The organism is Streptococcus sp. 449_SSPC (assembly GCF_001073005.1).
In the GTDB taxonomy this organism is placed as follows: domain Bacteria; phylum Bacillota; class Bacilli; order Lactobacillales; family Streptococcaceae; genus Streptococcus; species Streptococcus salivarius_F.
Window position 1 is genome coordinate 110,405 of the sequence record NZ_JVGR01000002.1, and the last position, 15,656, is coordinate 126,060.

General features: G+C 40.9%; 13 protein-coding genes. All 13 read right to left on the reverse strand.

The features are described 5' to 3' along the window. Positions 1-10: 10 nt before the first annotated feature. The 13 genes from ADH51_RS00570 to ADH51_RS00630 all read right to left on the reverse strand — a co-directional run bounded on the left by ADH51_RS00570 (position 11) and on the right by ADH51_RS00630 (position 15,616). Positions 11-1,639, reverse strand: a complete 1,629-nt coding sequence (locus ADH51_RS00570; RefSeq protein ID WP_048673813.1) for a hypothetical protein — start codon at positions 1,637-1,639, stop codon at positions 11-13. A gap of 109 nt (positions 1,640-1,748) precedes the next feature. After that, positions 1,749-2,735 carry a helix-turn-helix transcriptional regulator gene (locus tag ADH51_RS00575; protein WP_048673815.1) on the reverse strand — a complete coding sequence of 329 codons (987 nt, stop codon included), beginning with the start codon at positions 2,733-2,735 and terminating at the stop codon, positions 1,749-1,751. Between the two features lie 80 nt (positions 2,736-2,815). After that, complete coding sequence (locus tag ADH51_RS00580; protein WP_239682160.1) at positions 2,816-3,559, reverse strand: hypothetical protein; 744 nt, start codon at positions 3,557-3,559, stop codon at positions 2,816-2,818. 401 nt (positions 3,560-3,960) lie between these two features. Continuing rightward, positions 3,961-4,974, reverse strand: a complete 1,014-nt coding sequence (locus ADH51_RS00585; protein ID WP_048673817.1) for a diacylglycerol kinase — start codon at positions 4,972-4,974, stop codon at positions 3,961-3,963. A gap of 9 nt (positions 4,975-4,983) precedes the next feature. After that, a complete protein-coding gene (ligA, locus tag ADH51_RS00590; protein ID WP_048673819.1) occupies positions 4,984-6,942 on the reverse strand; it encodes an NAD-dependent DNA ligase LigA in 1,959 nt (652 codons plus the stop codon). A 50-nt stretch (positions 6,943-6,992) separates the two neighbouring features. Beyond that, positions 6,993-7,502 carry a QueT transporter family protein gene (locus ADH51_RS00595; protein WP_004183169.1) on the reverse strand — a complete coding sequence of 170 codons (510 nt, stop codon included), beginning with the start codon at positions 7,500-7,502 and terminating at the stop codon, positions 6,993-6,995. Between the two features lie 90 nt (positions 7,503-7,592). Further along, positions 7,593-8,552, reverse strand: a complete 960-nt coding sequence (locus ADH51_RS00600; protein WP_037602829.1) for a YihY/virulence factor BrkB family protein — start codon at positions 8,550-8,552, stop codon at positions 7,593-7,595. A 1-nt stretch (position 8,553) separates the two neighbouring features. Then, positions 8,554-9,414 carry a methionyl aminopeptidase gene (locus ADH51_RS00605; RefSeq protein WP_004183173.1) on the reverse strand — a complete coding sequence of 287 codons (861 nt, stop codon included), beginning with the start codon at positions 9,412-9,414 and terminating at the stop codon, positions 8,554-8,556. A 44-nt stretch (positions 9,415-9,458) separates the two neighbouring features. Continuing rightward, positions 9,459-10,739 carry a CBS-HotDog domain-containing transcription factor SpxR gene (gene spxR / locus ADH51_RS00610; RefSeq protein WP_048673821.1) on the reverse strand — a complete coding sequence of 427 codons (1,281 nt, stop codon included), beginning with the start codon at positions 10,737-10,739 and terminating at the stop codon, positions 9,459-9,461. After that, positions 10,732-11,277: a GNAT family N-acetyltransferase gene (locus ADH51_RS00615; protein ID WP_048673823.1), complete on the reverse strand. Its 546-nt coding sequence runs from the start codon at positions 11,275-11,277 to the stop codon at positions 10,732-10,734. The genes spxR and ADH51_RS00615 overlap by 8 nt, the downstream gene beginning before the upstream one ends. A gap of 65 nt (positions 11,278-11,342) precedes the next feature. Continuing rightward, positions 11,343-12,605 carry a UDP-N-acetylglucosamine 1-carboxyvinyltransferase gene (locus tag ADH51_RS00620; protein WP_021143745.1) on the reverse strand — a complete coding sequence of 421 codons (1,263 nt, stop codon included), beginning with the start codon at positions 12,603-12,605 and terminating at the stop codon, positions 11,343-11,345. Between the two features lie 85 nt (positions 12,606-12,690). After that, the gene (locus ADH51_RS00625; RefSeq protein WP_048673825.1) at positions 12,691-14,931 is read right to left on the reverse strand and encodes a DNA internalization-related competence protein ComEC/Rec2; all 2,241 of its coding nucleotides are present in this window, start codon (positions 14,929-14,931) and stop codon (positions 12,691-12,693) included. Beyond that, on the reverse strand, positions 14,921-15,616 hold the full coding sequence (locus ADH51_RS00630) for a helix-hairpin-helix domain-containing protein (RefSeq protein ID WP_037599199.1): 696 nt from the start codon (positions 15,614-15,616) through the stop codon (positions 14,921-14,923). Before ADH51_RS00630 ends, ADH51_RS00625 begins: the two co-directional genes overlap by 11 nt. Between the last annotated feature and the right edge of the window lie 40 nt (positions 15,617-15,656).

Below are 15,656 nucleotides of genomic sequence, written 5' to 3' on the forward strand. Positions count from 1 at the left end.
AGATACTTTTTTAGTAATGATATGCTTTCTTGTAAGCTTCTCTTGGTGTCAGTTTATCACCAGAGATAAGCAAACGGTAGTCAACATTAGTAGGATCTTTTTGATAGTCATCAACCCAATCTTGATTCATTTCGAGGTAAAGATTATAAGTTCCCAACTCAGTCGAAACGGTACCTACCTTGTAAAAATCTTTATAACGCTTTTGGTTATCCGTTTTTTTCAATTTTTCATATCGATAATAGGTTCTGGCAAAGTCAGTGAACTGGTATTCTTTCTTATCTTTTCCAGAGCCAGTTGTGACTTCAATGGTGCCCTTGTTATTAGTTAAATGTAAATCATAATCATAATCATTGTGACTATTCACTTGGAAGACACCTGAAGTGATGTCACTGTCATCAGAGAATGTCTGAATATCAGCGAACTTAGCAGCCTGCCATGAAGTAGGGACTCCTTCATATTCACCATCGCTCTGTAGACCTAGAAGTGACCAATAATGACCGAGATAGAAGGTATTAGACTTCTCACGATCTGTCACCAGTTCACCTACCATCTTAAGGTTTTCAGCACCCAGACGGTATGGGTTAGAGAGATAACCAAAGACTGGGAAGAAATAAATGATGACTGTAAAGGTCAAGAGAGTCTTCATATTAATCTTATTGATAGCCCAGAAGAAATAGGCAGCTGAGAACAAGAGAGCGTAAGCAGCACCATAGCTAAACTTATGCGCATGGGCAATCAAAAGTAAAATGAAGAAAATAGGTTGGATAGGACGAACCTTATGATAGATGATAGAGAAAACGTCCTCCTTGTCTTCCTCAGATTTGAAAATCAAGGACAAGACAATGGTCAAGAGTACAAAGAAGGCACCGAAGCCGAAACCAACATCATTTGGACGGAAGAAATAAGCCAAGATGGACATATCCATCACCAAAAGCCAGACAGATGCAAATTTAATCATGTTGTTACCAAATTTTGCAGCCGTTTGACTAGGTGTCTTCAAAGGTACCTCAAAGGCTTGTGCAAGTGCTCTTTCTTTGGCTTGGCGTTCAGCCTCTATTGCCGCTTTCATTTCCTTAGTACGGCGTTCCTTTTGGAACAAATGGGCAACCTTAGTCGGTTCATCTTGCCTTGACTTAGTGATGCTTAAGAAGAGTAAGTACTGCATGGCGAAAATGAGAGCCGTGTTTCCACCGTATTCTAGGAAAGAACCATTCCAAATACTAGAAACAACTGCAAAAACGATGTAACCTCCAAGTGAGATCAAAACCGTCAAGAGCAAATGAATCCAACGATAGCAGTAAGTGTATTTATCAGTTGTATCTCGTCTCAAAAACGTGTCACGTGGGTAAAGATACCAGATAACGAAGATAAGTTCAATGGCCTGAACTGCTGTTAGAAAACCAACATAGTTGAAGCCAAAAACGGCTGCTACCACATTGATGAGATAGGAAATAATAGCCAAAACTCGCAGACTGGTGCGCTTAGACAAGAGTCCAATACTCATCAGGGTGATAGTTGAGAAGGCAGAAAAACCAGCGCCCATCTTATTATCAAAGATAAACACATTGACAAAGGCAAAAATCAAGATTCCTAGAAGAGTTAAGACTTGTTTTTGCATTTCTTTTTTCTTTTCTTTCATATTTTCCCTCCTTATGAAAATGATAACGCTTCCGTATTCCTATTTTAACACAATTATACTATTTTTGTCAGATTTGAAAAGACATTCGGATAATCGAATGCCTTTTTTATTAATTATCCATTGCTTCAATCTTAAGGAAAACAAAATCTCCATCAAAGCGTTGAATATACTTTTGAAAGCCTAATAAACTAAAGGTTTCAATCTCATAACGGACCTGATCAACACCATCACTAGTGCTTTCCTCTAACAGTTTAAGTTTTGGAATATCGGATTCCAAGACATCACGGTAAAGTCCTTTATACTCAAAGGTAATTCGAGCCCACTCATTACCAGAAAGCATTGAGAAAGCCTGGTAACGCACCTGCTCATCTGTAATAAGACGGTCTTTTTGTTCTGGACTAAGCGTGAAAGCCAAATCATTTTCAGATTTGTGAATGGTCTGGAAACAATCCACACGGAAATAACGGATTTCAGAGAACTGATAATCACAAGTAAAGTTATCATCCAGTTTGTAAGAAATACAGTAGAAATAATGGTTATCAAAAATGACTGAAATCGGAAAGACCTTATATTCCTCCACTTTTTCTCCTGGCTTACGGTAACTAAAAGACAAAGGACGTTGGTCCACAATGGCATCGAAAATGGCTGAAATAGCTGGTAAGAGTGACTTATCTTGATCCTGATAAATCTTAAGTTCTTGATAACTATCTAGTTCTAGCTCAGTCAATCGCTTGATACGTCTGCGCTCCTTGTCGTCTACAGCCCTCTCAACAAAGATGTTGATAATTTCTGCTACTTCATCCTTTCGAAGGGCACGACTCTCTAAAAGAATCTTAGATAGGATAACTGCCTGATTGTATTTAAGGTTACCATAGCCCTGTTCATACTGGGCATGATAGGAACCGTATTTTCTGGAATACTTAACCTTCATATTTGGACGTAACTCAGTCAAATTTTCCTTGAGTTCACTCACGTCCTCTTTAAGTGTACGCTCACTTATGCCAAAGCGAGCTAGGTAGTCCATTTTTGAAATGTCATTTCCCTTTTCCAATTCGGACATAAAATACAAGAGACGTTTGGTTTTTGATGCTGTCATTATAAAATCCCCCTTTATAATCAAACCTCTTATTACTAAAAAATTGCTGTTTAGTTATTCATTATCATAGATAGTTATCCCTAGTAACGACGAGCCACAGAATTATAGCTCAAATAATAGTCCTTTTTCTTTTCGTTATACTCAAAAGATAGTCTTAACAATTGTGCTTTCTCAAAAGGACTATTCTGATCAGTGTAATCAAGATCAACTGACTTATGCATGATTCCTGATGAATGGACGTTGATACTTCTCCAGGACCTTTTTGCCTGAGAATGTTCCCTCACTACCTCAGACAAGGATGTTACTGGACCCGGATAGTCTTGGTCTTTAGTACGTAAGCTATTTATCTGCTCTTCCGTCCAATTACTGCTATAATTATCAACCTCAGTGACGCCCTCAAGGGGATAAGTCGCTATTCCACCATCATAGACAAAGCGTCCCTTTTCGTCCTTCACAAAAGAGAGATCACTATACTCATTGCCATCTCCACGATTATATCTCACCTTGAGACCACTAGACTCCATCTCGACATAATTGCCCTTACCATGACTTTTAATAATCGAACGTAAGGTATCCGCCTTGGGTTTCAGATTTTCAAAATCTTCTTCCGTCCAGTTATAAATCGCAGACTCATCTTCGTAGTCTTTGGGATCATCACTATCGGGTTTATCCTCATCAAGATCTGACTGAGACACCTGCTGAATCAACCTGTATTTTTTCATAGCCCCTCGATAGACAGAACCACCTAAAGTGGCAAAGAAGGATAGCCCAATCAAGCCAACCACGATTGCGGTGAAGAGAAATCTACCTAGCTTCTGTCCCATTCTAAAGAGAATGGTAGCAAGGACAAAACATGCCACAATTACAGCCAGATACACAATTATCGGCTTATACTTCCAAGATAAGAAGACCGAGCCCCAGCTCACACTTAAGAGTATCAGTGGTAGAGCAAGAGTCAAAAAGAAATATCGCTTCTCAGCTTTTTCCTCCTGAAAAGCAGATTCAAACTCTGGCCCTTTATTACTAAAAGCCGACTCGAAAGCCTGATCACCATTCTTTAGATGATCATCACTTAAATAATGTTCATTCTCTTTATTAAACCTCTACTCCTCTAAATATTCTATATAACAATTTCCCAGTTTTTTCTATTGTAACAAATGAAAGCGTCATTTTCTACAGATATACTTAAAAAGCAACCTGTCTTAGGTTGCTTAAAGGATTAACACTAGTCATTCTCAATTTTTTCAGCTTCTGTACTGAATTTTTGTGCAATAGCTTCGAGAGCTAATTCGTCTGTATCTGGAAGAGTGATGGCATCATCAGAAATCTCATCAATATTTGCATAGAATTCAATATGATTTTTAAGGTTTTGAAGCTGGATAGGTGCATCACCACCGTATTCGCCATCGAGGTTAATCATCATACGATCATCACTTAAAGGCTCAATAAACAGCGAACTCGTTTTGATATAGGAAATTCTCTTGTCGTAGATGTGTTTACCACCTTGGAGAACCTGACGAATAAGGTCTACCAATTCAAAGAGGTTTGCTGTCTTAACCATGATTAGTGTAAATTTACCATCATCCAGTTTAGCATCTGGGGCAATCGTTTCAAAGCCACCAACTGAATTGGTCAAGGCAACGAAAATCATAGAAAGACCACCTTCAAAGACACCCTCATCATGCGTAATGCGGACAGGAACCTTCTTAACTTGTGGCAGCAACTCTGCCCCCTTAACAAGGTAAGCCAAATAACCAAGCACTGTCTTTAAGCGGCTAGGCACACTATAAGTTAGTTCCGTAAAGGAACCCGCAGCTGCAATATTGATGAAGTATTTGTCAGCATAGGCACGACCAATATCCATTTGAAGAGTTTGATTTTTAGCAATAACCTTGGCTGCTTCAACAGGATTTCCTCTTGGAATCTTTAAAGCGCGTGCAAAGTCATTTGTTGTCCCCGTTGGAATAACCGCCATTTGTGGGCGCTTTTTGAGTGGGGCAATCCCAGAAACAACCTCATTGATTGTTCCATCGCCACCTGCAGCAATAACTAAGTCAAAGCCTGCTTTGGCTGCACGAGTGGCCTCATTTTTTGCTGAGTTCTCATCTGGTGTTGTTTGAAAGGCTGACGCTTCAAAGCCAGCACCTTCCAGAATATCCAAGACCTCGGCAACTTTTTTTTTCATAATTTCTTGTCCAGATGTTGGATTATAAATTAAGCGGGCACGTTTTTGTTTCATATTGAACTCCTATAAATCCAGCAACCAAGCCTCATCTTTTACGTCAATTCCTAGGCTTTGTGCTTTTTCCAACTTACTTCCGGCATCACTACCAGCAACTACTAAATCTGTTTTCTTAGAGACAGAACCTGTCACCTTAGCACCCAGAGCTTCTAGTTTTGCCTTTGCTTCACTACGTTTAAGATGCTCCAATTTCCCTGTCAAAACAACTGTCTTTCCAGATAGGATGGCATCATCTGCTACCTTTTGCCCAAGGTAGGACAAATTAACTCCATAAGTCTCCAGTTCTTTAAGAAGAACCTGAGCTTCTTCCTTGGCAAAATAGCGCTGGATGGATTTGGCAATAACTTCTCCTAAACCATCTACTGCAGCAATGGCCTCAACATCGGCACTTGCCAACTCCTTAATAGTTCCAAAAGCTTCTAGCAACTGCTTGCTAACCTTGGCACCGACATGACGAATACCCAAGCCATAGAGCAATTTCTCAGCAGAGTTTTCTTTTGATGTTTGAATGGCTGTATAAAGTTTCTCTGCTGATTTTTCCTTAAAACCTTCTAATTGGAGGAAATCCTGACTGTTCAAGCCATAGATATCAGCCACATCTTTAACCAATTCAGCTTTAAAGAGCTTTTCTACCACTGAAGGTCCCATCCCTGCGATATTCATGGCATCTCGAGAGGCAAAATGGATGAGGCCTTCCTTAATCTGAGCAGGACAAGAAGGATTGATACAACGTAGGGCAACTTCATCTTCAAAATGCAAGAGACCACTGCCACAAGATGGACATTGCGTCGGTACTTCCATCGGCTCCTGTGTCGTACGTTTACTTTCTACCACTCGAAGTACAGCAGGAATAATATCACCAGCTTTGTAGACAATAACAGTGTCACCGATACGAATGTCTTTTTCAGCAATATAATCCACATTATGAAGGGTAGCACGACTAACCGTTGTCCCTGCTAATTGCACCGGAGTTAAATTAGCAGTCGGCGTTACTACACCCGTACGACCTACCTGCCAGTCCACTGAGAGAAGTTCTGCTTCCTTTTCCTCAGCAGGGAATTTATAAGCAATGGCCCAACGTGGTGCCTTAACTGTAAAACCTAGCTCTTCTTGCATAGCCAAACTATTGACTTTGATAACAACACCATCAATATCATAAGCCAAGTCATCGCGATTTTCTCCAACAGCTTGAATAAAGTCCCAAATCTCATCCATCGATGATGTGACAATGCGTCGTGGATTAACAGAGAAACCGAGTTCTGCCACTTCATTTAAGACATCATTTTGTGTTAGACGCTCCGTTGGACTAGCTTCCTGATAAAGGAAAGTCGCCAAACGACGCTCTGCAACCACTTTGGTATCTAATTGACGAAGAGTTCCTGCTGCAGCATTACGTGGATTGGCAAATTCGGCCTCACCATTTTCCTGGCGTTGGATGTTGATGCGTTCAAACTCAGCCCGTGGCAGGTAACACTCCCCACGCACCGTAATATTAAGAGGTTGGTCCAACTTCAGAGGAATATCTGAGATCCGCTTGACATTTTCAGTGATATTCTCACCTACAGAACCATCACCACGTGTCGCACCTACCTGAAGAATACCATCCACATAGGTCAACGAGATAGAAAGCCCATCGATTTTGAGTTCAGCCATATAATCAGCATTAGGAAATTCGTCCTTAACCCTCTTATCAAAGGCATCTAGCTCTTCTCGTGAAAAAGCATCCTGCAAACTATAAAGCGGATACTCATGTTGATATTTTTCAAAACCATCAAGTACCAGCCCTCCCACACGATGTGTTGGACTATCTGCTTGGACAAGTTCTGGATGTTCAGCCTCCAAAGCTACAAGCTCACGATAAAGCTTATCATACTCGGCATCTGACACTGATGGATTATCTTCCGTATAATACTCTTTTGCATACTGGTTAAGTTTAACAACCAGCTCTTTCATTCGTTTTTCCATAGGAACATTTTAACATAAAAGCAGAAAAAAACGCCTTTACAGACGTTAATTTAGGAAACAAAATCAATAACTTTGGCCAATTTCTTAATAAGAATTGCACCAACTAAGAGAGAAGCCAATTCTCCCATAGCAACAGTGAACCAAGTTGCCCAAAATGGTGCCTGAGTAACCAAGGTCAACTCAGCCGCAATTGTCACCATGAAGAATGAGAAGTAAAAGGCAAAGTAAACATGAGCCTTGTCAAAAAGTCCACCTAAAATATCTTGGTTCTTAAATCGGTCGAAGAAATAAACACCTGAACCGACAAAGACCAGTGTCGAGAGACTTCCGACAACCACATCAATCATGTTAAAGCTAAAGAAATTAGCAATCACACAGCCCAAAGTCACGGCAATGATATACTTGCGATTATAAAATCCTAACAGATTGAACATTTCTGCAATTCGGAACTGGTAGGGACCATACGAAATTAAGTTAAAAGGTGGCACAACAGTCAAGACTACATAAAGAGCTGCCACAATAGCAATATGTGTTAAATCACGAACAGTTTGTTTTTTCATTTTTCCTCCATAATCATTATCTTTTTATTATCTACAAAGGATAATATTCCCGTCAAAAGAGCCTGGATCTCACCAAGCTCTCTTTATCATCTAGGAATCATCCTCATCTTTTTTGTGTTTTTTGCTGTCACTACCATCTCCAGAAAAGCTCTGAATAATAGTAATCACATCTCCTCTTCTACTTTTCAGTTCACCTTGTCTAAGCTCTTGATAGGTCGCATTAAAGACGGCCCCCAAAATCAAAATTCTGGCCAAGAAGATGAACCAAAGCATGAAGACGAAAATCATAATGGATCCAAATAACTTGATATCAACTAATCGACTCAAGGTACGAATCACATAAGTTCCAAACAAGTTGCTTAAATAGCCAATCACTAAAGTCGTAAAGATAGTCCCTGGCATAACATAGCGGATTTTTCGAATCTTCACATTCGGAAGCACAAAATAAAGCACCATCATTCCCAGAAAGACAACTGCAATACTCAGAGGCTGGATACTATTTAAAATAAACTGAGTCATCTTGGAACCAATAGGATAGGTCTGTGTAATAACTCTAAGGACCGACTGAATAATCGTAGACAGCATTAGTGCAAAGGTGAGCAGGAACAAGATGACCAGACTCATGAAACCACCAACAATGTGACTAATAAAGACATCACGGTGTTCTGAAGCACCATATACCTTGTTAATCGCCTTTTGAAGCGAAGACAAGGACTTAATCATTGTCCAGAATCCCGTCAAAGAGGCAACTCCCAACAACTGTCCAGAAGGTGTCGAGAAGATATCCTGAACAACGTTGGCTGCAGGTGCATAAAACTGCTTAGGAAGGTGCTCATTCATAAACTTCAAGAGATCAGTCGTATCAATATTCAGATAGGGAAAGACATTGGCCGCAATGACAATGAGCGGAAAAACCGTCAAAATGAGATAGTAAGCCACTGCGATAGTTGAAATATCTATCTCTGCACTACGATAATGCCTAAGATAAACCTGCAAAGGGCGCCATTGGAGTTTATCCAATAGACGGGCCATTAAGCCTTGTCGTTTCATATTAGTAAGTTCTTTCTTCGCCTTGAGAAGTCAAAATTACTGGACCATCCTTAGTAATAACAAATTGGTGCTCATATTGACAAGAAAGTCCACCGTCAAGAGTTTTGTGAGCCCAGCCAGTTTCAAGGTCCGTATCGATTTCCCAAGTACCAGTGTTAATCATTGGCTCAATAGTCAAAACCATTCCTTCTTTAAGACGGAGACCTCGTCCAGCCACCCCATAGTTTGGCACCATTGGTTCTTCGTGCATTGTTGGTCCAACTCCGTGTCCAACCAAGTCACGAACAACACCGTAACCACGACTTTCAGCGTATTCTTGGATAGCTGCACCGATATCACCGATACGGTTACCGACTACCGCTTGTTCAATACCAAGGTACATAGCCTCACGTGTTACTTCCATAAGTTTTTTCACTTCGTCAGATGGCGTTCCAATCGCATAAGCCCAACATGAGTCAGCCAAACCGCCAGAATATGATTCCGTGTATTTTTTAACCTGAGCAACATTGTCAAAGTCCAATTTTGACACATCAAGGACTGACTTATCGATAGGTTCTGACAAGACCATATCAACTTTCAAGAGGTCACCATCTTTCAAAATATAGTGACGTGGAAAGGCATGTGCCACTTCGTCATTAAGGCCACAGCATGTTGCATAAGGGTAATCCATAATGCTTCCCTCAACTCCAATCTGAAGGGGAAGAACATTTTCTTCTTTACAACGACGACGTACATACTCTTCTACTTCCCACATATCCACTCCTGGTTTCAAGAGGTCACGTAGACCAATGTGAATGCTAGCAAGAAAATCCCCTGCCCTATCCATTGCTTCAATTTCACGTGCTGATTTTAATGTAATCATTATTTTCTCCGTTTTCTTTATATCTTTTATTTTTTTATTCGTTACTAAGTTTTCTTAACCACAACAACTGATTTGCAGACGGTATGATTTCCGTGTGTAACCATAAGGTCCAGATGAGCTCTACGTCTGGTCTCAGCGATAATACTTGGTGTAATCGTCACCTTGTCATCAATCTGAGCCGCCTGAAGAAAGTAAAGCATCATCTCTTCAATTACAAGACCATTTTGCTCCTGCTTTTCCATGATACGATAGACAACCTCTTTAACCATCTCTGCAAGAACACCCTGAGTGAGATTTCCAGAATTGTCAATCATAGTAGGCTCGACCTCAAAGCTGAAAGCATGCTTGTCCTGGTTCAGGTTAGCTATCATTTGATCGCTAAAGGTATGCAAGTTGCCACGATTATTGTCCTGAAGTTCTTCCAAAACCTGACGACGGGTGATGACACCTAGATAGTGTTTTTCTTCATCCACAACAGGAATGATATCAAAGTCTTCAAAAATCATCTTTTGGGCAACAGTTGCCAGACTAGTCTCAAGTCGTGTCACCGTCGGCTTTGTCATGATTGCCTTAAGCATGGTCGTCGGTTGCTGATTAGACACATCCCGCATGGTCACAATCCCAATCACTTTTTCAGACTCAGATAAAATTGGAAAACGTACCAAGTTGGTCCGTTTAACCAAATTCTGAAAATCCCTGACCGTCATTTCTGGAGTCATGTAGTTGTAGTCTTCTCGTCTGGTATAGACTTGAGCTACAGTCTTGATGTCTGTTTTGATGCGGACATTCGAAAGTGCCTGGTTAATCATGGTTGCCACGGTAAAGGTATCGTAAGTTGTTACCATAACTGGAAATTGCTTCAAACGAGAAAGCTCTTTTACCCTATCGGAAACCTGAAAGCCCCCCGTCACTAGAATAGCATTATTGTGTTCTAGGGCAAGCAATTGAATATCCTCACGGTCCCCAACAATAAGAAGGTCTCCCTTGGTTAAATAACGGGTGATATTCTCAATAGTCATGGCTCCAATATAGAACTTACTGAAGACACGTTCCAGACCTTCATGACCAGAGATAACCTCAGACTCTGTAATCTCTGCAATCTCCGCAAAGGTCAGCCTGTCAAGGCGAACTTGGACTTTCTTTTCAATTCGAACCGTCCCACTCCGAGGACGAGTCTCAACCAGCCCTCGATTTTCAGCTTCTTTAATGGCTCGATAGGCAGTTCCATCAGAAACCTGTAAGTGATTCGAAATACTACGCACACTAACACGCTTACCGATAGGTAAGGCCTCTAGATAATCTAGAATTTCTTGATGTTTACTCACAGTTCTCCTCCTTCTCAAAGCGGAGATAATCACGCATGGTACGGGTGTATCGGTCTGCTCCCTTAAAGCGGGACACAAGTTTAAAGCCAGACTTCTCCGCTACACGAATCGATGCCTTATTTTCCAAGTGGGCAATAAGAATAATACGATCCATTCCCATAGCTGTCAAAGCCAAATTTGACAGACAAGTAACTGCCTCTGTCATTAAGCCTCTACCCCAGTATGAGGCATTCAAAAAATAGCCAAGCTCTGCAGTCCGTTTCTGGACATCTATCTTTTCAAAACGAACGACGCCAATCATCTTTTCTAACTCTTTATCTACAATAGCCCATACACCTAGAGGCTCCTTCATGAAGTAATGAACCAAAAGGCAATCCGTTTCATGCTGTGTTTGAGTGGCAGGAAAGAAAAATTGTAGATTCTTAGGATTTGATACAATTTCGTGTAAATCAAAACGATCCAAAAAGATGAGTGGTCTAAAAGAAAGGCGCTCCGACTCAAAGAAGGCAAAAGCACCCAGACTAGTCCAAATATCCATGATAGTATTATAACACAGTTTTAGAAATGGAAAAAGGCTCAACCACTAGGGGTTGAACCTTAGACTTAATCTTCAATCAAACGAATATCTGCACCAAGGTCAGAAAGTTTTTCAATGATATTTGAATACCCACGAAGGATAAACTCAATATTGGTAATTTCAGTTTGACCTTCTGCCATAAGACCTGCCGTAACAAGCGCAGCACCTGCACGCAAATCACTGGCTTTTACTGGCGCACCTGAGAGTTGCGTTGGACCATTGTAAACAATTTGTCCACCGAGTACCTGAATATCAGCACCCATACGAGCCAATTCAGGAACGTGGTTCACACGCTTCTCATAAATCGTATCAATAATTTTTCCTCGACCACTTGCTTTCAGTAACAAAGGTGTCATCGGTTGTTGTAAATCCGTCGCAAAACCTGGATAAGGCGATGTCTTAATGTCAACAGGTTTTAAATCACCTTGCTCTTCAACAAAGATGGCATCTTCTTCAACTGTCATACGAACACCCATTGCTTCAAGTTTAGCAATAAAACTTTCAAGGTGTTCATAAAGAACATTTTTAACCTTAATTCCCTTACCGATAGCCGCGGCCATAGCAATATAGGAACCCGCTTCAATACGGTCTGGAATAACCTGGTGACGAGTGCCATGTAAGCTTTCTACACCGTCAATGGTGATCACTTCTGTACCAGCACCACGTACTCGCGCACCCATATTATTCAAAAGTGTTGCCACATCAATAATCTCAGGTTCACGCGCTGCATTTTCAATGACCGTACGACCGTCAGCCTTAGCCGCTGCCAACATGGTATTGATAGTCGCTCCAACACTGACCGTATCCATGTAGATATGAGCACCCTTAATGCGTTGACCAGCATCAGTCGCAATACGCATAGACTCTGCTTCATAGGAAATGCTTGCACCCATCGCTTCAAACGCCTTAAGGTGAAGGTCAATAGGACGTGGTCCCAAATCACAGCCACCAGGCAAACCTACTGTTGCTTGACCGTAACGTCCAAGCAAGCTACCGTAGAAATAGTAAGAAGCACGAAGACTGTTAATCTTACCAAATGGCATTGGCATATCCTTAACGCCTCGTGGATCAATTTCAAGTGTTTCGCCATCACGCTTAACAGAGCCACCCATTACTTCTATAATTTCAATAAGGTTATCGACGTCGCTGATTGCTGGCACCCCGTCAAGAGTAACCACTCCATCAGATAAAATAATTGCTGGAATCAATGCAACAACTGAATTTTTAGCCCCTGATACTGTAACTTCTCCCTGAAGTTTCTTACCACCATTGATGATAATTTTACGCATACTGTTCAATCTTTCTTATACTGGAATATTAGCTTTTACATTCTACCATAGATTGAGGTACATGACAAATTAAGAACTCTAACAATTATCGGACAGTTTCACTTGACCACATAAACCACCCTTTAAAACGTATGGCTCCGTCTTTATCTGTTCGTAAAACCTTAATGTGACGTTGCTTAAAACGTTCTAATGTTTCATCATTTGGATGTTTATAACGATTGTTCTCACCAGCTGAAACAAGGGCAAGGGAGGGCTGCAACTGGTCCAAAAACGCTTCAGATGATGACCCTTTTGAACCATGGTGTCCGGCTTTGAGGACACTGGCCTTTAAATTAGGATAGCTGACCATCAGTTCCTCCTCTCCTTCTTTTTCCAGATCACCCGTAAACAAAAAACTACTTCCTAATAGTTTTCCGTAAAGAACTATGGAATCGTTGTTACCACCATCACCAACTTTATTTGGATAAAGAACCTGTAGCTTACTTCCCATCATGGGTAAGTTGTCTCCAGCCTTTAGAGTGCGAACTGGGCGTTTTAAAGTTCGAAGTCGTTTCACAAAACTAAGCTTAGTCAAAGCTCCTTGACTGATACAGATTTCCTTAATCTTAAACCGCTTGGCTACTTCTTCCAAATCACCAATATGGTCTGTATCCGTATGAGTCAGGACTAGATGGTCAATTTTAGACACTCCCCTAGCCTGTAGATAGGGAATCAAGGTTTTCTCCGCATTGCTCGTCTGACTAGCCTCTTGCCATTTTTCCTTTAGGCCGAAAGTCACCTTGCCACCCACATCAATCAGGATGGTATCGCCTTTCATACTCCTCAGAAAAATACTATCTCCCTGACCAACGTCAACCATAGTCACCTCATTGGTTAAAGGATGTTTGACCCAGACCATCAAAAGACCAAAAATCATCAAAAGGCAAATCCTAAACTGAGGCTTTTTCCAAAAATCAAAGAGCAGAACCAATACAGCTATCATCAAGCCAAACTGAAACAAACTAGGTTTCCCTAGAATCAAAGGCTGGCCTATCCAGGATTGTATCCAAGTCAAAAAGGTCTCCATCCATTCAAAAAGTGGGTTGATTTGAGAAAAGATTACCAACCCTGAAAGGACAAAGAAGACCGTCAAGACAGGTAAGAGAAAGCTATCAAAGACTATCGAAAACATCGCAGTCAGAATTAAACTCACCGGTTGAAAGGTCCCATAATAGTAAGTTAGAAAGGGCAAAATCCCAAGACTCAATACCAAGCTCGTACAGATTGACTTTTTAAGAGATGACATCTCCTCAAAATCAAACAAACACAACAAAAAGGCATAGGAACAACTTAAAACACCTCCCACTGTCAAAAGAAAATGAGGTAAAAAGAGAAACATTAGAAGCAAGGTTATTCCCATATTGTCCAGTTTTTTAATACCAAACTCAGCCAACAAACTTTGAATCAAGGAACGTAGGACAGAAGCTGTCCAACCTGTCATTAAGCCATAGCATAAGGAAAAAGGCAGCAAGATAATAAATAGATAATCTTTAGGAAGGCCCAAGCGTAGGAGTCCGTAGCGAAACCATCCCAGAAAAAAGCCCACTTGCATCCCCGAAAGTGCGAATAGATGAATAATACCTAAGCTTGTGTAAAGCTGACTTTGCTCATCAAACTCCTTATCCAAATACCCAAAGAGCAGACCTGTCATATAGTGTCTCATAGGATTAGGAAAATGCGTCTGAATATGAACCAAAGCCCTCCTCCTCAGTTGATGGAAAAAAGCTAGGGGAGATGTGTTTTTTTGAGACACCACATGATCCAAGCGCTCAATCTGAGCCATTCGATAAATGCCTTGACTGGCTAGATAAGACTGATAATTAAACCCTTGAAAATTACGTTGACCAGTTACTGGGGATAACTTTATTTTCCCTTTTAATACCAAGGTTTGACTAGTAGTCTTAAAAAAATACTGCTCCTTCTCAGATTTGAGTCGGTAAAAAACCTGATAGGTTTGTCCCTTTGCCTTTCCAATAGCTGATAATTGCTCACCATTAACCGATAGCGTATCAGCAACCAGAGTCACTTGATTGATTGCAGTAGGAGCTTGTTTATCTTGTATGGTAGCTCTGTGTTGCAAGAATAAAAAGTAAATCAAAAAGAAACTACCTACAAGCCCCACCAACTTTAGGGCTGCCTTATTCTTCCAATGATGCTTCAAAAAACATCCTAAAAGAAAAGACAACGCCCCAATAGCATAAACATTAGTGGCAAAAATCGTAAAATAAAGAGCAGCTATTAAAAGAGTCAAGGAAAAAAGATTGATGGGAGCTTTTTTAAGCCACATAGAGGGACTCTCTGATTTTATCTAAAGTTTTATCACCAATTCCTGAGACATTTTTCAAGTCATCTACGGATTGAAAACCTCCATGACTTTCACGATAGGCAATGATATCCTCAGCACGCTTAGCGCCAATTCCAGAAATGGTTTGTAACTCCTCTGAAGTCGCTGTGTTTAAGTTGATTTTGCCATCCTTAGCACTAGTTTGCCCTCCTTTGTCAGAGACCTGACCAGTTCCTGATTGACCAAGAACAGAAAGGTTTTCATCCTTAGTTGCCACATAGATAACCTCTTCGTCTGACAGGCTTGCAGCTAAATTAACACTCTTAGCATCCGCATCCTCAGTCATTCCCCCAGCAGCTTTGATGGCATCAGTCACCCTAGCGCTTGCTTTTAAAGTATAAACACCCGGATTAGCCACAGCCCCCTTAACATCTACCGTTACTTTTGACTTCTCCTTTTCACTTCCTTCAGTCTTTGACTGGGAAGACGCCTCAGAAAGAGACTGTGAACTTTGTTTGGAGGAGGAGGTTGACAAAGCTGTCACATCTGTATAAGACGTCTCCGCCTCCATGCTGTTGCCGGCACCACAAGTCATCCATAGAAAGAAGCAAAAAATCACCATCAGTACAGCGATGACACTCACAAACAGACGATTATCTTTGACATAGGCTAGAATCTTTTCCTTCACGCTATTCTCCTTAATTGATATATTTTCTTTCTTATTCGTA